The following is a 14597-nucleotide window of genomic DNA, read 5'->3' as shown; positions in this document are numbered from 1 at the left end:
TGGGGTCTTTCAGATATGCCCGAATCGGCATGAACGACCGAGGACGCGAAAAACCCCCGAACTCTGTGTGGAGTTCGGGGGTTTCTCAGTGCTCCCCGACTTGGACTCGAACCAAGAACCTGCCGGTTAACAGCCGGCTGCTCTGCCAATTGAGCTATCGAGGAATGCTTGAATCAGCGTAGCTACTGTAGCAAGGAATCCGTGGCCGCGAAAATCGGGGCGGACATCCGCGCGCGTCGCAGCCGATCAGTAGCCTTTCGCCGGGTCGACGACGCCCACGAACCGCCCATCCCCGAGGAACGCCTGCACATTGAGCCGGATACGCTCGGCCAGCAACGGAGCCGTCATCTCGGGAGTGTCCGCCTGGTGAGGCGTGATGAGGCACCGCGGTTCCCGCCAGAGCGGGTGGTCGTCTGGCAGAGGCTCAGGATCGGTCACATCGAGTCCGGCGCTGGCGATCATTCCCGAGGCGAGCGCCTCCACCAGTGCGTCGGTGTCGACGAGCCCGCCCCGGGCGATGTTCACGAGGGAGGCCGTGTGTTTCATGAGGGCGAACTCCTCAGCACCGAACAGGTGTCGCGTTCCGCCCGTGAGCGCGGCCGCGATCACCACGACGTCGGCGTCCGGGAGCACCGTGTGAAGGGCATCGGCCGTGACCGTGCGATGCGCACCGTCCACCGGTTCGCTGGAGCGGCGCACGATCGTGATCTCCGTGTCGAACGGCTGAAGGAGCCGGATGAGTTCGAGCGCGATCCCGCCGGCGCCGACGATGACGACATTCAGGCCGTAGAGCGAGCGCCCCTCCTGAACAGTGCTCCAGCTGGTGGCCACCGCCCGTTTGGGCAGCACCCGCAACAGCGCGAGCGTGAGGGCGAGAGCGTGTTCGGCGACCGGCTCGGCATACGCCCCTTTGGCGCTCGTCCAGAGAAGACCGGGGCGGGACTCCGTGTCGAGGATGTCGGCGAAGGCGTCGACGCCCGCATAGGGCAGCTGCACCCAGCCGATACCCGGATGGGCTTCCAGGATCGGCGAGAAGGCGGCGGCGTCTTTGTACGACAGCCAGACGACGCCCCGGGTCTCATCGGAGAGTTCGGCGACCGTGCCGCCACCGGCGACCACCGCGTCGACGAACGTCTGGTTGGGCCGCGGGAGGATGGCGATCGGGCCCGGCTCGGGACGCCGCGCCGTCGGGATGGGGTCGGCATCGGCGGCGAGCACGGCGCGGTGCTGGCCGCCCGCGCGAGAGGCAGGCGGCGTACTTGGGGTTCTCGTTGTCATGGCAGGACTCTTTCTCGGTTCGGCCGGCGGTGACGCGGACGCCTAATCGGTGGAGGTGTGCTGCGGCCGGCGTTCCGTGCGGCGCTGCGGCGGTTTCAGAGCACGGGCGAGCCCGGCGACGAACGGATGCTCGGGAGCCGCGAGCACCTCCTCGATCGGCCCGTAGCCGACGACGCGTCCGGTGTGGAGCACGAGCGAGTTCGTCGTCGCCCGCCTCAGCACCGACAGATCGTGGCTCACCAGAACGGCCGAGAAGCCGACATGGTCCTTCAGCTGACCCAGGAGATCGATGACCGCATCCCGAACGGTGGCATCGATGCCGGCCGTGGGTTCGTCGGCGACCAGCACCGAGGGACCGAGCACGAGCGCCCGGGCGAGTGCCACCCGCTGCCGCTGGCCGGCGCTGAGCTCGTAGGGATACTTGCTGAGCACGCTCAGGGGCAGATGGACGGTGTCGAGCATGGTCGCCGCCCGCTCCCCCGCCGCGCGGCGACTGTAGTGCTCGTCACGTTCGATGATGGGGAGCGACACGTTCTCGGAGATGGTCAGCGACGGCTCGAGGGTGTTCGCAGCATCCTGCGCCAGATAGCCGACATGAAAGGTCACCTCCGCGAGGTCGCGCCGACGGGCTTTACGCAGCGAATGCCCGAGCACGGTGGCGTCTCCCCCGCTGATTCGCGGGCCCGGTTCCGAGGCCCGCAACGGAAGGCTCTGGCCCGCCAGCACAGCCGCCAGTGTCGACTTGCCCGATCCGGTCTCCCCGAGGATCCCGAGCACCTCCCCCGCTTCCACGCGGAAACTGACGCCTCGCAAGGCGACACAGGAGGCGCTAGCGCCCCGCGACGGATACTCGACGGACAGGTCGTTGACAGCGATGGCGGGGACAGAACTCACACCTACGACACTAGGCGCTCTCCGAGTGCAAAGCGCGGAGCTTCCCCCGCCGGTCGGCCTGTTCGATCGCGGAGGCACGGCAAGCGGCCCCGACGGTCACCGAGGTGTGCGCGAAACCGCTACTCCTCGCGCAAGCGTCGACGCTCGGCTTCGATCTGCATCATCGCCTGGCTGAGCGCGCGCGCAGCGGCCGGATCGTCGGTGCGTCGCAGACGCAGCTGCAGTTCGGCCTTCTCCCGCAGCAGGTCGCGTTCGATCAGCGCACCCGCCACCGAACGCGCGTACGCCGTGAGGTCCCCGGTTTGAGCTTGAGGCACCGAGGCGACGCTCAACTCGTTGACGAGCGGAGCGAACGGCGGCGGCACTTCGGCGGCGATGCGATCCACCCAGCCCGGCTCGGTGAGCGAAGCCAATTGGCTGCCGATCGCATCTTTCACGACGCCGAGCGACGGATTACTGAAGGGGACCTGCACCACGCGGGCAGCCCGTTCCGTGCCCACCTCCGACGGCAGCTGAAGCAGCACCATGAGCGTCTCGCGTTCCGTGCGCGAGACGGGATCGTTCGGGATCTCGACCATGCCGACGACGGGACGTTCCTCCGTGAGCGTCGTCGCCCGACCCGCGGTCGCGGGCCGCTCCCCGCGGCGGGCGGACTGCACCGCACGAAGGGTGTCCTGCAGATCGGCGCCCGAGAGCCGAGCGAGCTCACGGGCGTAACCGTTCTGCGAAGCGGGATCGCGGATGGTCGCGACGATCGGCGCGCCTCCGCGCATCGCAGAGGTTCGGCCTTCAACTGTGTTCAGGTCGTACCGTTCGACGACCTGGCGGATCATGAATTCGAACATCGGCTTCTTGGCGTCGATCATCCGCCGCACGGCGTCGTCGCCCTTCATCAGCCGAAGATCGCACGGGTCGAGCCCGTCCGGTCCGACCGCGACATACGTCTGCGCCGAGAAGCGCTGCTCCTCGCCGAACGCACGAGCGGCCGCCTTCTGGCCTGCCGCATCCGGGTCGAAGGTGAAGATGACCGAGCCTTTGCTATTGTCGTCGCCCATGACCCGCCGGATCACCTTGATGTGGTCGACGCCGAACGCGGTTCCGCAGGTGGCGACCGCCGTCGTGATGCCGGCCAGATGACAGGCCATCACGTCGGTGTACCCCTCGACGACGACGACCTGATCGAGCCGTGAAACTTCACGCTTCGCGAGGTCGAGCCCGTAGAGCACTTGGGCCTTCTTGTAGACCGGGGTCTCCGGCGTATTGAGGTACTTGGGCCCCTTATCGTCGTCGAGCAGGCGGCGCGCGCCGAACCCGATCGTCTGGCCGGTCAGGTCGCGGATGGGCCAGATGAGCCGGCCGCGGAAACGATCGTAAACGCCCCGATCGCCCTGGGACACGAGACCGGCCGTGCTCAGCTCTTCGACCGTGAACCCTTTGCCTCGCAGGTGCTTGGTGAGCTCATCCCAGCTTTTGGGCGCGAAACCGACACCGAACATGGTGGCGGCCATCGAGTCGAATCCGCGTTCGCCGAGGAAGCGCCGGCCGATCTCCGCTTCGGGCGCCCCCAGCTTGGAGCGGAAGAACTCTTCGGCGGCGCCGTTGGCGGCGAGGATGCGGGCGCGGTTGCCGTGCTCCGTCGGTCCCCCGCCCTCTTCGTAGTGGAGGCCGAACCCGATCCGTGCGGCGAGTCGCTCGACGGCCTCGGTGAACGACACATGGTCGAGTTTCTGCAGGAACTCGTAGACGTCGCCGCCTTCGCCGCAGCCGAAGCAGTGGTAGCGGCCGACGCCGGGGCGCACCTGGAAGCTGGGGCTCTTCTCGTCGTGGAACGGGCACAGTCCTTTGAGCGCGCCCACTCCGGCCGATTTGAGGCTCACATAGTCACCGATGATGTCGGCGATGTTTGTGCGAGCTTTGACCTCTTCGATGTCGTTCTGTCGAATCCGGCCGGCCATGCTTTCGATTCTAGTGAACTCCCGACGTCACCGGACGGGGCGCGGGGCTTCAGCCTAGGGGCGGGGCCGTTTGCGCCCTCGGGTGTTCTGTGCGATCTCGATGATGGCGACGAACACTTCGATGCCCACCCGTAGCAGCAGAACGGCGAGCATTGCGCCGACGAGCGTGATGATCAGGCCGAATAGGAAGACGAAAGCGCCGAGGAACGAATGCGTGGCGAGGGCGATCACCAGGCTGTACACCAGCGAGAGCAGCGTGCTCAGGCCGATGAGGACCAGACCGACCACGTACACGGGCCCGGCGAGCTTGCGCGTCACGTAGCTCGTGAACGTGAAGTCGAACAGCGACGAGAAGAACCGGGTGTCGTCGAGCCGTTCGGCGAAGTCGGTCACGCTGCGAGGCGAACTGGCGACGGTGCCGGCGTCGGTATCGGCGTCGGCGAACTCCTCTGTCGGCGCCGCAGTCACAGTCGCCGTGACGGTCGCGCTTGCGGTAAGCGTCTCGGATGCTGTGGGCTCTGCGGGCCCTGTGGGCTCCGTGGGCTCTGTGGGCTCTGTAACCGACGCTGAGACCGCACCTTCCTCCGTCGGCGTAGCGGCGGTGCCCGGGCCGGCGACTTTGCCGGGAGTCGCGCTCTCGGCCGCGGCGGACCGCTGCAGCGACGTGTTGTGGGCTGCCAGAGCGTTCTCGAGGATGCTTGGCTCGTCGCCGAGGAACTCCTCAGGCGGCGGTGTGCTCTTGTTGGCCGCCCGACGTGTTGCTGACTTCACCGCGGGAGCCGCATTCGTCGCGGAGGCGGCCGCCGCCTTCGTCGCTGCAGACGTGGTCTTCGCCGGCTTGGTGGCCGGTGCCTTGGACGCTGGTACCTTCGCCGCCGGAACCTTTGCCGCTGGAACCTTTGCCGCTGGAACCTCGGTCGCTGCCGCTCCCGCTGCCGTGGGGGCGCCCTTGGCTGCCGTCGTTTTCGACGCTGCCGTGGCGGGTTTGGCAGGTCCGGCGGGGGTGGATTTCGGTCGCGTCTTCCCGGTCGATGAGGCGGCGCCCCCTGCTCCCCCACCCGCCGTCTTGCCGGCTGTCCGGGTCGGCGCGCGCTTGACCGGCGTGGCCGGTTCGTCCGCGTGCGTCGGCTCGTCGCCGTTCACCGGTGGTTGTGGGGTGCTCATCTTTTCCTCCCGATCGCCGAGACTTCCAGCATTCTGCAGTGGGCCGGGGCTTTCAACCCCGTTCGGCGAACTCATTGTCGTACGAGACGTTCGTACCAGCTGAGAGCCGACTGATCCGTGAGGCTCGCGACCTGATCCACGATCACCCGTTTGCGGGCGACATCGTTCTCCGCGTCGTGCCAATCCTCGGCGAAGCCGGCATCGAGGTGCTGCGGCGCATCCGCGTAGAGCGCGTCGGCCAGCGTGGTGAGGATCTGCCGCTGTTGGGCGTAGATCGGTTGGCGGGTGTTGCGCGACATCACGAACGTGGCGACGATGCCTTTGAGAACAGCGATCTCCGCCTGGATGCCGGGGGGCACGACGACGTCGGCCCCGAATCGGACGAGGGTCGCCCCTGTCGCCCCCTGCCGGGTGGCATGGATGGCCGCACCCGCGAATCGGCCGATCAGCTGGCTGGTCAGGTTCTTGAGCCGTGCCTGCGAGCGGCGACTGCCGTCCCAGCCGTCGAGCCAGACGTCGAGGTTGTCGAGACGGTCGAATGCCGCGATCAGCTCGTCGTGGGTGAACTCGCCTCCGATCCATTCGTACATCGACCGAACGAGGTCGTCGTGATCGACCCGGCTGCCCAGTGCCGCAACGTCGATGTACCCGTTGACGACCGCATCCTCAAAATCGTGAACGGAGTAGGCGATGTCGTCGGAGAGATCCATGACCTGCGCTTCGATGCAGCGCACGCGCTCGGGTGCTCCGGCCCGCAGCCACTCGAAGACCGGCGTGTCGTCGGCGTAGAAACCGTATTTCGCCCGTCCGCTGGGATCGGCGACCGACGACGTGGAGGGCCACGGATATTTACAGCTGGCGTCGAGGCTGGCCCGGGTGAGGTTGAGACCGTAGACCCGACCGTCGGGGCCGAAGACTTTCGGCTCCAGCCGTGCGAGCAGCCGGAGCGTCTGCGCGTTGCCCTCGAATCCGCCGATGTCAGCGGCCCAGGTGTTGAGCGCGCGCTCGCCGTTGTGCCCGAAGGGCGGATGCCCGATGTCGTGTGCGAGGCAGGCGGTGTCGACGATATCGGGGTCGAGCCCGAGGCTCGTGGCGAGTTCACGCCCGACCTGCGCCACCTCGAGCGAATGGGTGAGGCGGTTGCGTGCAAAATCGATGCCGGCGGTCGGCGAGAGCACCTGGGTCTTGGCCGCGAGACGCCGAAGGGCGCTCGAATGCAGCAGCCGCGCGCGGTCGCGAGCGAAATCGCTGCGTCGGCTCGAGTGCTGTTCCGGGAGCCACCGTTCCCGGTCGTGCACGCTGTACTCGCCCGCGGGTAGGCCCGCTCCAACTGCCACCGTCTGCTCAGCCACCACTGTTGTGCACCTCCGCTTCGGCGATCTCGGCGCGCTGATAGCCGTCGAGATCGCGGCTGGCGAGCCAGCCTTCCGGCAGGGCGGGGCGTTTGGGCGAACCCGCACGACCGCGTTGGCCCTCGGCGGCCTCCCCCGGGTATTCCTGCTCCCAGTCGAGAGTGGCGAGCAGATCGTCCAGGTGGGCGAGGGTGTCGACCGTCGCCAGGCTCGCCCGCAGATCGCCCCCGACCGGGTAGCCCTTGAAGTACCAGGCGACATGCTTGCGGATGTCGCGGCAGCCGCGCTCTTCGCTGTCGAAGAACTCGACGAGCAGTTCGGCGTGGCGCCGGAACGTGCGCGCGACCTGACCGAGTGTGGGATGTGCCTGCGCACGTTGCGCCTCAGCGGCGGTGATCTCGCCCGAACGGGCGCGGAAGGCCGCGGCGAGATCGCCGAACAGCCACGGACGGCCGAGGCAGCCGCGACCGACGACCACACCGTCGCATCCCGTCTCGTCGACCATGCGCAGAGCGTCGGACGCGGACCAGATGTCTCCGTTGCCGAGCACCGGCGTTCCGGTGATCGTTTCTTTGAGCTTCGCGATGGCTGACCAGTCCGCGTGGCCGGAGTAGAACTCGGCGGCTGTGCGCGCGTGCAGGGCGATCGATGCGACACCGGCCCCCTCAGCCGCACGAGCGGCCTCGAGGTAGGTCAGATGGTCGCCGTCGATCCCCTTGCGCATCTTGATCGTGAGCGGCACGTCGCCGGCTGCCTTGACGGCCCCCTCGACGATCTCGCGGAACAGCCCGAGCTTCCACGGGAGCGCCGCCCCTCCGCCCTTGCGCGTGACTTTCGGCACTGGGCAGCCGAAGTTGAGGTCGATGTGGTCTGCCCGGTCTTCGGCGACCAGCATGGTGACCGCCTCGGACACCGTTTTCGGGTCGACCCCGTAGAGCTGGATGGAGCGCGGCGTCTCCGAGGCATGATGCGTGATCAGACGGAGCGACTCGGGCGTGCGCTCGACCAGGGCTCGCGACGTGATCATTTCACTCACATAGAGACCCGCCCCGAACTCCCGGCAGAGTCGCCGGAAGGCGGTGTTCGTGATGCCGGCCATTGGGGCCAGCACGACGGGCACGTCGAGTGCCAGCGGACCGATGGTCAGCTGGGGTGCGTGGCTTATCGTTGCAGTAGTAGACATCTCACTCGATTCTCCCAGAAAGCACGGTGAACCATGACCGAGAGCACGGATGCTGTGGAGACTCCGAGCAACGGCTCGCCTGTGGAGGGCGGTCGTGCCCGGGCCGAAGCCGACGCCGCGCGTCGCGGAGTGAGCGTCCGGATCGTCGAACGCCCCGCGGCCGGCAACCTGCAGGAGGCCGCCGCTCTGCTCGGGATCGAGCCCTCCGGGATCGTCAAGACACTGGTGGTAAAACGCAGCGACGGAACGTTCCTCTTCGCGCTTGTGCCCGGCGGCCGAAAGATCTCCTGGCCGAAACTGCGCGGACTCCTCAGTGTGAACAAGCTCCAACTTCCCGATGCCGCCGTCGCGCTCTCGGCCACGGGGTACGAGCGCGGGACGATCACACCTTTCGGCAGCACGACCGCCTGGCCAGTCGTCGCCGACCAGTCGGTCGCCGGTCGCAGCCTCGCCATGGGCGCCGGCGAGCACGGATACTCCCTCTTCGTCGAGGCCGACGACCTCATCTCGGCATTCGACGCGACCGTCGCCGACATCACCGACCCGGAGTAACCCTCACACGAGTTGTCACTCATTGCCGTGCCGTTCGGCGACGGCACGGCAATTCGTGACAACTCCTTCAGGGGCTGTGGATAACGTCGACAGACGTCAACGGATTCGTGGCAGGGTGTGCGGATGCCGAACGCCCGCCCCCTTCCAGCCGAGTTCCGAGCGCGTCCCTTCGCAACCGCGCAGGCGCTGGATGCAGGGATTCCACACTCCAGACTCCGCCGCGCCGACCTCGACCGCCCGTTCCATGGAACCCGACTTCCGGCCGGCGACCGCGGATTCCTCGATCGATGTGCCGCCCTGCAGACGGTGATGGGCGCCGATCACTTCTTCAGTCACACGACGGCAGCACGAATTCACGGTCTGCCACTGCCGGCGGCTGTCGCCGCAGACCCGACGATGCATGTCTCCGTCATTCCGCCGCACCGCGCACCGCGAAGGCGGGGCGTTGCCGGCCACCAGCTCCGCATCGACCCGGCACGGATCGTCGATGTCGCAACGCTTCCCGTGCCGGACGCGGTCGAGGTCTGGTGCGAACTCGCCTCGATGCTCACCGTCGATGCCGTGGTGCAGGCCGGCGATGCGCTCCTCCGGCGCCAGAACCCCCTTGCGACGGAGGAAGACGTGCATGCTGCCATTGCGTCAGCGACGAATCGTCCGGGAGTACGACGGCTGGATGAGGCGCTCCGCCTCATCCGACCGAGAACCGACTCGCCGATGGAGTCTCTCCTGCGACTCGCGATCGCCCGTGCCGGTCTGCCCGAGCCAGAGGTGAACGCCGTGATCCTCGACGAAAGCGGCTCCTTCGTCGCCTTCGGTGACCTCGTCTACCGCACGCATGGCGTCGTCGTCGAGTACGACGGTGACCATCACCGAACCGACGCCGACCAGTACACGAAGGATGTGGACCGCCTCTGGCGCATCGAACGGCTGGGGTGGCGTGTTCTGCGCCTCAACAGCACCCACATGCGCAACAACGCAGCCGAGGCGACGCGGCGCATCCGTCTCACCTTGGCATCGCCGTATGAGTCGTCACGAATTGCCGTGCCGTTCGGCGACGGCACGGCGATTCGTGCCAACTAGACGGTCGGGGTGGCTGTGGAGCCGGGGGTCGCGTCCGCACCCGGGACGACGCAGACGTCACCATCGCAGACCACGGCGTTCGCGTCGCCGAGCGGGATCAACCCGGGCTTGGCGGTCATGCGTGCACCCCTGACTGCTCCGAACCGGCGACACCATCCGCGTCGGCGCGCTCGGTCCAGACCTGCTCCAGCACCTGGGCGAAAGTCGACGCATCCTGCGCACCCGAGACGCCGTAGCGCCCGTCGATGACGAAGAAGGGGACGCCCTGGATGCCATACTCCTGCGCCAGGGACTGGTCGGCTCGCACATCCGAGAGGAACTGTTCGGATTGGAGCGCGGTGACCGCGGCGGCGCGGTCGAGCCCGACCTCCGCCGCGAGGTCGGCGAGGTCGGCGATCCGACCGATGTGACGGCCCTCGGTGAAGTAGGCCTTGAACAGCCTCTCCGACAGTTCGAGCTGCTTGCCCTGTGTCTTCGCGAAGTGCAGCAGCTCATGGGCTTTGACGGTGTTCGTGTGCTTGAGGCTGTCGAAGTCGTAGTCGAGTCCGACAGAGGACGCGATGCCGGTGACGCGCTCCAGCATCTGGGTCACCTGGGAGGCCTGCATCCCCTTGTGTCCGGCAAGGAAGTCGATCTCGCTTCCGTCGAAGTCGACGGGGGTGTCCGGAGAGAGCTCGAAGGAGTGGTATTCGATCTCGACGGCGCGTTCCTCGCCGTTCTGCTCGAACTCACCGCTTCCCGCTTCGAACTTGCGTTTGCCGATATAGCACCACGGGCAGGCGATATCGGACCAGATGTCGATCTTGATGGGTTCACTCACGTGAGGGGCAACATCCGGCATCACGCGGGCATTCCCGGCGCATCCACCGCTCCCCCGAATCGCCGGTTGCGGGAGGCGAACAGCTCGACCGCGCGCCAGAGGTCGGCACGGGAGAAGTCGGGCCAGAGAGTATCGAGGAACACCATCTCGGCGTAGGCACTCTGCCAGAGCAGAAAGTTGCTCGTGCGCTGCTCCCCCGAGCTGCGCACGAACAGGTCGACATCGGGCATCTCGGGCGCGTAGAGGTGGCGCCGGATGGTCTTCTCGGTCACCGCTGACGGTTTGAGTCGGCCGGCGGCCACCTCGTCGGCGATTGCGCGCACCGCATCCGCGATCTCGGTTCGTCCGCCATAGTTCACGCACATGGTCAGGGTGAGCACATCGTTGCCGGCTGTGAGGCGTTCGGCGAACTGCAGCTCTTTGATCACCGATGACCACAACCGCGGCTTGCGCCCAGCCCAGCGGACTCGCACGCCCCACTCGTTCAGCTGATCGCGCCGCCGATGCAGCACGTCGCGATTGAACCCCATCAGAAACCGCACCTCGTCGGGCGAGCGCTTCCAGTTCTCTGTGGAGAAGGCGTAGACGCTCAGATGCTTGACCCCGATCTGGATGGCGCCGGCCACCACATCAAGCAGGGCCGCCTCTCCGGCCCGGTGCCCTTCGATGCGGGTGAGTCCACGCGTGTTCGCCCAGCGTCCGTTGCCGTCCATCACGATCGCGACATGCTCGGGCACGGCCGCGCGCGGGATCTCGGGCGGATACACCCCGGTCCAGTCGACAGGGCGGAACTCGACCGCATCCCGGTGCGTGTACGGCTTGGGGCTCATGCGCCTGCTCTCCGTTCGTGCTGCACGTGCTGGAGCGAGCGCAGGCCGCGCTCCAGGTGCCATTGGGTGTACGCGGCGACGACGCCGCTGGCCTTGGACTGCGTGGAGTCGTCGGTCCGCTCCGCCGCCGCCCAGTCGCCGGTCAGCAGGGCGCCGAGCAGATCGATGGTGGCCGTGTCGAGCCGGGGCGCGCCCTGCGGTGCACAGTCTGCGCAGACGACGCCGCCCAACTGGACGACGAGCGACAGGTGCGGGCCGGGCGCGCCGCAACGAGCGCAGTCGAGGAAGCTGGGCGCCCATCCGGCCAGCGAGAGCGCCCGGAGGAGGTAGGAGTCGAGGGTCAGTGCCGCCCCGTGCTCCAGCTTCGACAGCGACCGGAGTGCGCCGACCAGCAGCAGGTACTGCTGCAGCGATGACTCGGACTCCGTTACGCGATCGGCGGTCTCGACCATGGCGTTGGCGGCGGTGTAGCTCGCGTAGTCTTCCGCGATCGCGGCACCGTACGAGCCGAGCGACTCGGCCTGCGTCACCACGTCGAGGCTGCGGCCCTCGTAGAGCTGCACATCGGCGACCATGAACGGCTCCAGCCGGGCACCGAACTTCGACGCCGTGCGCCGCACCCCTTTCGCGACCGCTCGCACCTTGCCGTGCTGCCGCGTGAGCAGCGTGACGATGCGGTCGGCTTCACCCAATTTGTGGGTGCGCAGCACGACGGCTTCATCACGGTAAACGGGCACACCCGATTATCCCGCGTCACGCCGACAATGCGGATCAGCCGCGCATGGTACAAGTGACGTATGAGCACCTCGGCCTTCACGATCCCCTTGTGGATCGACCTCGTCGCCGTGGGTGTCGGCAGCCTCCAGGGGGCCATGTTCGCCTCCGGTTTCCGTGACCGTCGTCTCGACCTCCTGGGTGTCGCGATCATCGGTGTGGCCACCGGCGTGGGGGGTGGACTGCTGCGCGATCTGCTCCTCGTGACCCGCCCGGTGGCGCTGCAATCCAATTGGTATCTACCGATGACGGTCGTCGCCGCGCTGCTCGGGATGCTGCTGGTTCGGCTGTTCCGGCGGCTCGATCCTCTGATCACGCTGCTCGACGCTCTGACGATCGGGCTGTTCGGCGCCATCGGCGCCACGAAGGCGCTCTCGCTCGGCCTTCCCGAGGTGCCGGCCGTGTTCGTCGGCGTGGTCTCCGCCGTGGGCGGCTCCATTCTGCGCGATATGCTGCTCAACCTGCCGATCGCTCTCATGCATGTCGGCTCTCTCTATGCGGTGGCCGCCGGCGGCGGAACCATCGTGCTCGTCCTGCTCGTCGATCTGCGGGTTCCGATCGGCGTCGCGGCGATCGTCTGTGTGGCCGTCACCCTCATCATCCGGCTCCTCGCCGTTCGCTTCGGCTGGAGCCTTCCGGAGCAGCGGGAACTCAGCCGCATTCCTCGCCCGCGCTGGCCGCGCATCCCGCGCCGCACGGCCACCGAACGCACGGAGACCGGTTCGATCCCGCGGTACAAGCTCGACAAACCCGATTGAGCAATGCAGAAACGCCCCGGACCGTGCGGTCCGGGGCGTTTCTCTTCAGCGGGTTCAGGCGGAGACGAGGTCGCTCGTGTTGGCCGACTCGACCGCGCGCACGGCACGGTTCACGGCGGACACGACAGCCTTGAAGGAAGCGGTCGTCGTATCGGCATCGATCCCGACGCCCCACAGACGCTGGCCTTCCACATCCAGTTCGACGTAGGCGGCCGCATAGGCGGATTCGCTGGCCGACAGCGTGTGCTGGGAGTAGTCGTAGAGGTGCACATTCACGCCGTGGCCGTGCAGCACGTCGAGGAACGCGGCGATCGGTCCGTTTCCGCGACCCGTCGCCTTCGCCACGGTGTCACCGTCGCGAAGAGTGACGGTGAGGTCGACCTCGTCGCCCGACTCGTTCGACGTGCTCGTGCTGCCCAGCTCGAACCGGCCCCACTTGTTCTCGGTCTCGTCGACCGGCGCCGGAAGGTACTCGTCTTGGAAGATCGCCCAGATGTCGTCGCTGGAGACTTCGCCGCCCTCTTCGTCGGTCTTGGCCTGCACGACGCCGGAGAACTCGATCTGCAGCTTGCGCGGCAGGTCGAGCGCGTGGTCGGTCTTCAGCAGGTAGGCGACGCCGCCCTTGCCCGACTGCGAGTTGACGCGGATGACGGCCTCGTAGCTGCGGCCCAGGTCCTTCGGATCGACCGGCAGGTACGGCACCGCCCACACGAGGTCGTCGACCTCCTTGCCGGTTTCGGCGGCCTCGGCAGCCATCGCCTCGAAGCCCTTCTTGATCGCGTCCTGGTGCGAGCCGCTGAAGGCGGTGAACACCAGGTCGCCGCCCCACGGGCTGCGCTCGTGCACCGGCAGCTGGTTGCAGTGCTCGACCGTGCGCTTGATCCCGTCGATGTCGCTGAAGTCGATTTGCGGGTCGATGCCCTGGGTGAACAGGTTGACGCCCAGGGTCACCAGGTCGACGTTGCCGGTGCGCTCGCCATTGCCGAACAGGCAGCCCTCGATGCGGTCGGCGCCGGCCATGTAGCCCAGCTCGGCCGCCGCGACGGCGGTGCCGCGGTCGTTGTGCGGGTGCAACGACAGGATGACGTTCTCGCGGTGGGCCAAATGGCGCGACATCCACTCGATCGAGTCGGCGTAGACGTTCGGGGTCGCCATCTCGACCGTGGCCGGCAGGTTGACGATGACCTTGCGCTCGGGGGTCGGCTCGAAGACCTCGATGACCTGGTTGCAGATGTCGACGGCGAAATCGAGCTCGGTTCCGGTGTAGCTCTCGGGCGAGTATTCGTAATAGATCGTGGTTCCCGGAACCAGCGCCTCCATCTGGCGGCAGAGGCGGGCGCCAGACAGTGCGATGTCGATGATGCCTTGGCGGTCGGTGCGGAACACGACGTCGCGCTGCAGGATGCTCGTGGAGTTGTACAGGTGCACGATGGCCTGCCTGGCGCCCACCAGCGACTCGTAGGTGCGCTTGATCAGGTGCTCGCGGGCCTGGGTGAGAACCTGGATGGTGACGTCGTCGGGAATCGCGTTCTCTTCGATGAGGCTGCGGACGAAGTCGAAGTCGGTCTGGCTCGCGCTCGGGAACCCGACCTCGATCTCTTTGTAGCCCATGCGCACCAGCAGGTCGAACATGATGCGTTTGCGCTCGGGGCTCATCGGATCGATGAGGGCCTGGTTTCCGTCACGCAGGTCGACAGCGCACCAGCGGGGCGCCTGCGTAATGCGGTTGTCGGGCCATGTGCGATCGGGCAGTTCCACCCGGATCTGCTCGTGGAACGGACGGTACTTGTGGATCGGCATGGCGCTCGGCGCCTGTGTGTTCTTCATGGTCTGAAATCTCCTCGCGAGGTGTGGTGGAGAGCCGACGACGAACTCCGCGACGAGGGAGGCCCAGAACTAGGACTCGTCGCGGCAGCTAAGAAGGAGCAGACCGAACACAGGGTTGAGCTTACCACGC

General features: G+C 67.2%; 15 protein-coding genes and 1 tRNA gene. 3 read left to right on the top strand and 13 right to left on the bottom strand.

Annotated features, from left to right (window positions below; genetic code table 11):
• Positions 1 to 91 precede the first annotated feature (91 nt).
• From K5L49_RS02465 to dusB, 7 genes are all read right to left on the bottom strand, one after another.
• Positions 92 to 164 (bottom strand) — tRNA-Asn (locus K5L49_RS02465).
• A gap of 82 nt (positions 165 to 246) precedes the next feature.
• Positions 247 to 1278 carry a D-isomer specific 2-hydroxyacid dehydrogenase family protein gene (locus K5L49_RS02460; protein ID WP_223690441.1) on the bottom strand — a complete coding sequence of 344 codons (1032 nt, stop codon included), beginning with the start codon at positions 1276 to 1278 and terminating at the stop codon, positions 247 to 249.
• Positions 1279 to 1320: 42 nt separating this feature from the next.
• Positions 1321 to 2172 carry an ATP-binding cassette domain-containing protein gene (locus K5L49_RS02455; protein ID WP_223690440.1) on the bottom strand — a complete coding sequence of 284 codons (852 nt, stop codon included), beginning with the start codon at positions 2170 to 2172 and terminating at the stop codon, positions 1321 to 1323.
• A gap of 119 nt (positions 2173 to 2291) precedes the next feature.
• The gene (dnaG, locus tag K5L49_RS02450; protein WP_223690439.1) at positions 2292 to 4127 is read right to left on the bottom strand and encodes a DNA primase; all 1836 of its coding nucleotides are present in this window, start codon (positions 4125 to 4127) and stop codon (positions 2292 to 2294) included.
• 54 nt (positions 4128 to 4181) lie between these two features.
• A complete protein-coding gene (locus K5L49_RS02445) occupies positions 4182 to 5291 on the bottom strand; it encodes a DUF4282 domain-containing protein (RefSeq protein ID WP_223690438.1) in 1110 nt (369 codons plus the stop codon).
• Positions 5292 to 5362: 71 nt separating this feature from the next.
• Positions 5363 to 6643 carry a deoxyguanosinetriphosphate triphosphohydrolase gene (locus K5L49_RS02440; RefSeq protein WP_374107669.1) on the bottom strand — a complete coding sequence of 427 codons (1281 nt, stop codon included), beginning with the start codon at positions 6641 to 6643 and terminating at the stop codon, positions 5363 to 5365.
• The gene (gene dusB, locus K5L49_RS02435) at positions 6636 to 7826 is read right to left on the bottom strand and encodes a tRNA dihydrouridine synthase DusB (protein WP_223690437.1); all 1191 of its coding nucleotides are present in this window, start codon (positions 7824 to 7826) and stop codon (positions 6636 to 6638) included. The genes K5L49_RS02440 and dusB overlap by 8 nt, the downstream gene beginning before the upstream one ends.
• A 33-nt stretch (positions 7827 to 7859) precedes the next feature.
• On the opposite strand from dusB, the gene K5L49_RS02430 reads away from it, so the two are divergent.
• Positions 7860 to 8378, top strand: coding sequence for an aminoacyl-tRNA deacylase (locus K5L49_RS02430; protein ID WP_223690436.1), 519 nt, complete (start codon positions 7860 to 7862; stop codon positions 8376 to 8378).
• A 96-nt stretch (positions 8379 to 8474) separates the two neighbouring features.
• Here K5L49_RS02430 and K5L49_RS02425 read toward each other — a convergent pair whose 3' ends face one another.
• Complete coding sequence (locus K5L49_RS02425) at positions 8475 to 9005, bottom strand: hypothetical protein (protein WP_223690435.1); 531 nt, start codon at positions 9003 to 9005, stop codon at positions 8475 to 8477.
• An 87-nt stretch (positions 9006 to 9092) separates the two neighbouring features.
• On the opposite strand from K5L49_RS02425, the gene K5L49_RS02420 reads away from it, so the two are divergent.
• Positions 9093 to 9458 carry a DUF559 domain-containing protein gene (locus tag K5L49_RS02420; RefSeq protein ID WP_223690434.1) on the top strand — a complete coding sequence of 122 codons (366 nt, stop codon included), beginning with the start codon at positions 9093 to 9095 and terminating at the stop codon, positions 9456 to 9458.
• Here K5L49_RS02420 and K5L49_RS19950 read toward each other — a convergent pair.
• From K5L49_RS19950 to recO, 4 genes are read right to left on the bottom strand one after another with little or no spacing between them, the layout of a single operon-like run.
• Positions 9455 to 9577 (bottom strand): hypothetical protein, encoded by a 123-nt coding sequence (locus K5L49_RS19950; protein ID WP_263298797.1) that lies wholly within the window; start codon positions 9575 to 9577, stop codon positions 9455 to 9457. The genes K5L49_RS02420 and K5L49_RS19950 overlap by 4 nt on opposite strands.
• Positions 9574 to 10278 carry a DsbA family oxidoreductase gene (locus K5L49_RS02415; protein ID WP_223690433.1) on the bottom strand — a complete coding sequence of 235 codons (705 nt, stop codon included), beginning with the start codon at positions 10276 to 10278 and terminating at the stop codon, positions 9574 to 9576. Before K5L49_RS02415 ends, K5L49_RS19950 begins: the two co-directional genes overlap by 4 nt.
• Before the next feature lie 20 nt (positions 10279 to 10298).
• Entirely contained in the window at positions 10299 to 11108 is an 810-nt protein-coding gene (locus K5L49_RS02410) for an isoprenyl transferase (RefSeq protein ID WP_223690432.1), read from the bottom strand.
• On the bottom strand, positions 11105 to 11845 hold the full coding sequence (gene recO, locus K5L49_RS02405; RefSeq protein WP_223690431.1) for a DNA repair protein RecO: 741 nt from the start codon (positions 11843 to 11845) through the stop codon (positions 11105 to 11107). The genes K5L49_RS02410 and recO overlap by 4 nt, the downstream gene beginning before the upstream one ends.
• A gap of 60 nt (positions 11846 to 11905) precedes the next feature.
• On the opposite strand from recO, the gene K5L49_RS02400 reads away from it, so the two are divergent.
• Positions 11906 to 12640: a trimeric intracellular cation channel family protein gene (locus K5L49_RS02400; protein WP_223690430.1), complete on the top strand. Its 735-nt coding sequence runs from the start codon at positions 11906 to 11908 to the stop codon at positions 12638 to 12640.
• Positions 12641 to 12694: 54 nt separating this feature from the next.
• Here the strand turns inward: K5L49_RS02400 and leuA are convergent, their stop codons facing one another.
• On the bottom strand, positions 12695 to 14467 hold the full coding sequence (gene leuA / locus K5L49_RS02395) for a 2-isopropylmalate synthase (RefSeq protein ID WP_223690429.1): 1773 nt from the start codon (positions 14465 to 14467) through the stop codon (positions 12695 to 12697).
• Positions 14468 to 14597 lie beyond the last annotated feature (130 nt).

This window comes from Leifsonia poae (assembly GCF_020009625.1).
GTDB lineage: Bacteria > Actinomycetota > Actinomycetes > Actinomycetales > Microbacteriaceae > Leifsonia > Leifsonia poae_A.
This window is presented reverse-complemented; position numbering and strand designations above follow the sequence as displayed.

Bases quoted from the DNA above. Each gene is read 5' to 3' on its own strand.
- K5L49_RS19950 (WP_263298797.1), bottom strand. From the start codon at position 9,577: ATGACCGCCAAGCCCGGGTTGATCCCGCTCGGCGACGCGAACGCCGTG.
- K5L49_RS02430 (WP_223690436.1), top strand. From the start codon at position 7,860: ATGACCGAGAGCACGGATGCTGTGGAGACTCCGAGCAACGGCTCGCCT.
- K5L49_RS02460 (WP_223690441.1), bottom strand. From the start codon at position 1,278: ATGACAACGAGAACCCCAAGTACGCCGCCTGCCTCTCGCGCGGGCGGC.
- K5L49_RS02410 (WP_223690432.1), bottom strand. From the start codon at position 11,108: ATGAGCCCCAAGCCGTACACGCACCGGGATGCGGTCGAGTTCCGCCCT.
- K5L49_RS02420 (WP_223690434.1), top strand. From the start codon at position 9,093: ATGGAGTCTCTCCTGCGACTCGCGATCGCCCGTGCCGGTCTGCCCGAG.
- K5L49_RS02425 (WP_223690435.1), bottom strand. From the start codon at position 9,005: ATGCACGTCTTCCTCCGTCGCAAGGGGGTTCTGGCGCCGGAGGAGCGC.
- K5L49_RS02445 (WP_223690438.1), bottom strand. From the start codon at position 5,291: ATGAGCACCCCACAACCACCGGTGAACGGCGACGAGCCGACGCACGCG.
- leuA (WP_223690429.1), bottom strand. From the start codon at position 14,467: ATGAAGAACACACAGGCGCCGAGCGCCATGCCGATCCACAAGTACCGT.
- dusB (WP_223690437.1), bottom strand. From the start codon at position 7,826: ATGTCTACTACTGCAACGATAAGCCACGCACCCCAGCTGACCATCGGT.
- K5L49_RS02400 (WP_223690430.1), top strand. From the start codon at position 11,906: ATGAGCACCTCGGCCTTCACGATCCCCTTGTGGATCGACCTCGTCGCC.
- dnaG (WP_223690439.1), bottom strand. From the start codon at position 4,127: ATGGCCGGCCGGATTCGACAGAACGACATCGAAGAGGTCAAAGCTCGC.